The sequence below is a fragment of the Deferribacterota bacterium genome, assembly GCA_034189185.1.
In the GTDB taxonomy this organism is placed as follows: Bacteria; Chrysiogenota; Deferribacteres; order Deferribacterales; family UBA228; genus UBA228.
This window is the reverse complement of the sequence record JAXHVM010000146.1, coordinates 1-4,574: the sequence shown is the minus strand read 5'-3', so window position 1 is coordinate 4,574 and position 4,574 is coordinate 1. Positions and strand designations below refer to the sequence as shown.

5 protein-coding genes are annotated in these 4,574 nt (G+C 30.3%); all 5 read right to left on the bottom strand.

Annotated features, from left to right (window positions below):
* A partial coding sequence (locus tag SVN78_08655) for a hypothetical protein (GenBank protein MDY6821675.1) occupies positions 1–728 on the bottom strand: 728 nt, incomplete at its 3' end.
* A 181-nt stretch (positions 729–909) separates the two neighbouring features.
* A complete protein-coding gene (locus SVN78_08650) occupies positions 910–1,110 on the bottom strand; it encodes a hypothetical protein (GenBank protein ID MDY6821674.1) in 201 nt (66 codons plus the stop codon).
* Between the two features lie 3 nt (positions 1,111–1,113).
* The gene (locus SVN78_08645) at positions 1,114–1,350 is read right to left on the bottom strand and encodes a hypothetical protein (protein ID MDY6821673.1); all 237 of its coding nucleotides are present in this window, start codon (positions 1,348–1,350) and stop codon (positions 1,114–1,116) included.
* Between the two features lie 324 nt (positions 1,351–1,674).
* Positions 1,675–3,264, bottom strand: coding sequence for a DEAD/DEAH box helicase (locus SVN78_08640; protein ID MDY6821672.1), 1,590 nt, complete (start codon positions 3,262–3,264; stop codon positions 1,675–1,677).
* 146 nt (positions 3,265–3,410) lie between these two features.
* Positions 3,411–4,058 carry a C-GCAxxG-C-C family (seleno)protein gene (locus SVN78_08635; protein ID MDY6821671.1) on the bottom strand — a complete coding sequence of 216 codons (648 nt, stop codon included), beginning with the start codon at positions 4,056–4,058 and terminating at the stop codon, positions 3,411–3,413.
* Between the last annotated feature and the right edge of the window lie 516 nt (positions 4,059–4,574).

The window sequence follows — 4,574 nt, the reverse complement described above, 5'->3', positions numbered from 1 at the left end:
TCAATATGGTAGTTATAGTTTGCGTTTTCTGTGCCTTTGAAGTAGAAATTATGTTCTTTAACATCTGTAGAGTCCTCATCTGCTAATGTATCGTTAAAGAATACCCTTGCCTTACAAGGTACTGATGTTTTAAAGGAGATAACAAACTCTCCATCACTTGAACTGCTCATATTTGAGACAAAAGGACCTTCAATTATTGAAGGTTCCTTAACAAAAGTTCCGTTTTTCTTAAAGTTTAAAATAAAATCATACATTCCTAAATCTCTATCCTTTCCACTTTCTTCAAGGGATAGCTTTACCCTAACCATTACACTACCTCTGTCTCCCCATCCCTCTGAATTATGGTCACCACTCATTAAATAGTCTATATCAATTTTGCCAACACCATTTTCTATATTCGACTCACTTCTGAAACGTTTATATGTATAGTCAACTTCATCTTTCTCAAACGGGTATGGCCCAACATAAATTCTTCCAAATATATTTCTGGGGTTAATCTCACTGCCATCATTTAATTTGGTTTTATTTGTCAAATCAAATATAAAACCTTCATCGTCACCTTCTTTAACAGCATTATTTAAATCTTCTATAGAATAAAGATTTCTAACACCTGCATCGATTTCATTGTAACCTGCATTACCTGGATCTATCACTGGTAAATCTTGGCCAAACGAATTTTGATTAAAAAAAGCTAACACTATGAAACATAATATAAATTTCTTTAACATAACTTTTCCTCCTTAATTTCTATATTACACAATAAATTATAGTAAAATTAAAATAAAAAGATGTTAAATGTATGTAAATTAAATCTTCTTAAGTATTCTTTTTATTTGTAAATTTCACTTCTTTTACCAATTCTTAATACTAGTAAAATTAATTCTTCATTTTCAAGTCTAAAAATAGTCCTTATTTTTTTGCAATAATAAAACGATATTGACCCTTATATTTAGTACCTTTCAATTCTGTGATTTTTCCTGATTTTTTTAGTTTATCAAAGTTTTCTGCTAAATAATGAATTTTTTTAATTACTAGTTGCCTTTCTACTGCGTCTAATATTTTCAAATTTTTAACTGCAACTTCTGAATACTTAACCTTCAATATCTTCAATATCTATACCAAATCTATACCAAGTTTGCGATAAACAACACTGCTATCATAGGTATTTATTTTACCTGATTTGATCTCATCAGTAATCTTATCAGCAACGATACCATCGGTATAATCAAAGTAAAAGCTCAATGCTGACTCAATAATATCCCTTTGGCTCTTATTTAATACCTTTGAAAGGATTTCAAGTTCATAGGCTAATGCTTCGTCAAGTGATATAAGTTTTTTTATACTAGACATAATCAATAACCTCCATATTATATATCTAATAATATATCTAAATAGATATAAACCAAGTTATAATCCTTTAAAAACACAATTAAACATCAAATAAAATCTAAAACAAAAAAAAGTTTGACACCCAAAGTCAGACAAAAGTTCACTGCTATAATATGTAAAAATAATATTAAAGAAATGCTTGCTAAAATGAAAGATAACGCAATGTACTATTGTAATATGTAATTAAAACATATACCTTGTTTTACTACGTTTAATTATTACAAAATACTTTGTAATGATAAGCCGTCCTTAATTGCAATATTGTAAAAGATAATCTTAATTTTTTTAGTTTTCAACAACATTAGTCTTTCTTTTTTTAGCTTTTGTGACAATAGGTTTTGCGCCGTTTTTATTTTTTCTAAAATAATTTAGGATTAATTCAGCATCTTCAAAAGGTACTGAAATGAAAGAGAATTTGTCGAATACTTGGACCTCACTAATTCTAGAAGGATTAATACCAGTTTTTTCTCTAATAAACTCTACGAGCTTTTTTGGAGCTAAATCATCCTGTCTACCTAATGCCACAAATAGCCTTGCTTTGCCACTTTTTTCTATATTAACTTCATCTAATGAAGAATATTTACTCCTGTCTAATTCTTCTTTATAAAAATATTTTATCAAGGCAGCAATAACTTTTAATGGCTCTTCCCCTTTTAATATTTCTTTAGCAAAATCAATTGTTTCATTATCAATATCGCTCTGGGCAATTGATTCAACTTCTTTTATTATAATATTTTTTCTGGCATTAATAACATCTTCAATAATTGGCAATTTTTTCTTTTTAAGACCATCATTTGTTAATCTTTTTATATGTGTTAATCTTCTATATTCCTCAGGGCTAACAAAGGTAATAGCAGTTCCCACCTTACCAGCCCTTCCCGTTCTACCAATCCTATGTATATAACTTTCTGGATTTTGGGGTATTGCATAATTAATAACATGGGTAACATCATTAATATCCAGGCCTCTAGCAGCAACGTCCGTAGCAACTAGAATGTTTACTCGCCTATCTTTAAAACTTTTTAAAATCTTTTCTCTTTGGAATTGGCTAACATCTCCATGAAGTGCAGCTACTTTATACCCTCTTGCAAGCAATTTTGAAGCAACATTATCTACCTCTACTTTAGTTCTGCAAAAAACTAGCCCATAAAACTCTTTCTCCATATCTCTGATTCTGCATAAAGCTTCAAATTTATCATGTTCATTTACTTCAAAATATATCTGCTCTGTTAAAGGTGGAATAATATTATTTTGCTTAACTTTTACAAACTCATATTTTCTCATATATTTTTTCGCTACTGATAATATTGCACTTGGCATTGTAGCAGAAAACAATAATGTTCTTTTGTTTAAATTTGTATTCTTTAGAATCTCTTCAATCTCATCGATAAAACCCATATTTAACATTTCATCAGCTTCATCAATAATCAAATAATCTATTTTGCCCAAATCTAATGTTTTTCTGCCTAAATGATCAATAATTCGACCAGGGGTCCCCACAACAATATCTACCCCATCTCTTAATCGTTTTAATTGCAATTCCATTGATTGACCACCATATATTGGTGTGATACTTATATTTTTATGGCCTTTAAATGAATTGAGCTCCTCAGCTATTTGCAAAGCCAACTCTCTTGTTGGGGTTAAAATTGCTGCCTGAATATAACCACCCTTCTCTTTTAATAGATCAACTAAAGGTAGACCAAATGCTGCCGTTTTACCTGTCCCCGTTTGAGCTTGTCCAACAATATCAACTTGCTCAGTTAATAATAAGGGTATTACTTTCTCCTGAATAGGGGTAGGCTCTTCAAATCCCTTTTTCTTTAAGGCTCTCAATATATTCTCAGAAAGGCCTAATTCTTCAAAACTTTTCATAATACATACATCTCACTTTTTTTATTATTCTAACAAAATATACTATTAGTTATTAGAGTTTTATAATTTATCATTATTTAATAATAAATCAATGCTTAAATTTTCTAAACAAATATTTAAAAATCCTAACTTGCTAAGTTAGGAGATTACAAAGAAATATCTCCTTTGCTTTTTCTCACTACAGTCATGTGAACATTTCTGTCATCTACTTCAAATTGATCTGGATTTTTTTCATAATCTAAAATAATTTGCGCTACCATTCCTGCTGTCCAAGGAACTATAACTTTGCCACAATTCCTAAAGCATTCTCTTGATATTGGATCGCCATAAGGCTCCTCCAAATATAAACAATCGGTAGCACCAAAATGCTCTTTGAAAGAGCGAACTATTTGTTGAGTTGGACTAAATAATGACTTACCACGATCATAGAAAATACGTACCTTCTCTTCAGGAGAAATATCTGGATTGTCAAGGACTTCCCTTAGCCAACCATCTGGTTTCATACCTTCCGTCCAAAAACCATAAGGAAGCTCTTTAGGACCATGGACCAAACTAAATGCAGCCAAAGCACCAGCTAATGCTCCACAAATGGTAAGGCCATAACCTTTACCATTTTCATAAATAGCTGAAGCAGCCGCAGTAAAAGGGCTTAATATACAGCAAATCCTATTGCACGTTTCAAGAGATATATCAGTTTCAAAGAGATCATATACAGCATGAAACACTGCAGCTCTACTTCCCCATCCTTCCTTTACATATTTTATTGCCTTAGCTTCCGCTTTTTCTTTTATCATCTTTTTACCTCCTAAATTCGTATTTTAAGGAAATGCAACTGGTTCCCCTAAAAAAATATACATGTATGTATTCTCAACAAAGGATCATCACACGCTGTATAAAACCTTTCCTACCAAAAAGCTATTCTCAACCATCTATTTTTTTCTGAGTTGAGAAAGGTTAGAACTATTACAAACACCAAATGTTTATGAAATTAGTTATTCCTCTGTCTAAGCTTACTTATTTCATTACCAATGTCTTTCTACTACTTAACGTCCTTGCTTTAAGCTATGGTTACAATTTAATATACTAAACCCCATTTTTTCAACTACTATTCTATTGCTTTCCAATTCTTTTGTCAGCTCTTTTTTTAAAGTTTATAACAAAAATCTAACTTGAAAAATTGGAAGATTTATTCAAAAACTGTGCACTTTTAATTTTTAAATTATAAAATATAAAATATAAAATTATATTATTGACTTATGAAATGTATTATATTAAACAGTTATTATTGATTAATCAGTGTATAATAGTAC

Coding starts and splice junctions, on each gene's coding strand:
- SVN78_08635 (MDY6821671.1), bottom strand. CDS start 4,058: ATGATAAAAGAAAAAGCGGAAGCTAAGGCAATAAAATATGTAAAGGAA.
- SVN78_08645 (MDY6821673.1), bottom strand. CDS start 1,350: ATGTCTAGTATAAAAAAACTTATATCACTTGACGAAGCATTAGCCTAT.
- SVN78_08640 (MDY6821672.1), bottom strand. CDS start 3,264: ATGAAAAGTTTTGAAGAATTAGGCCTTTCTGAGAATATATTGAGAGCC.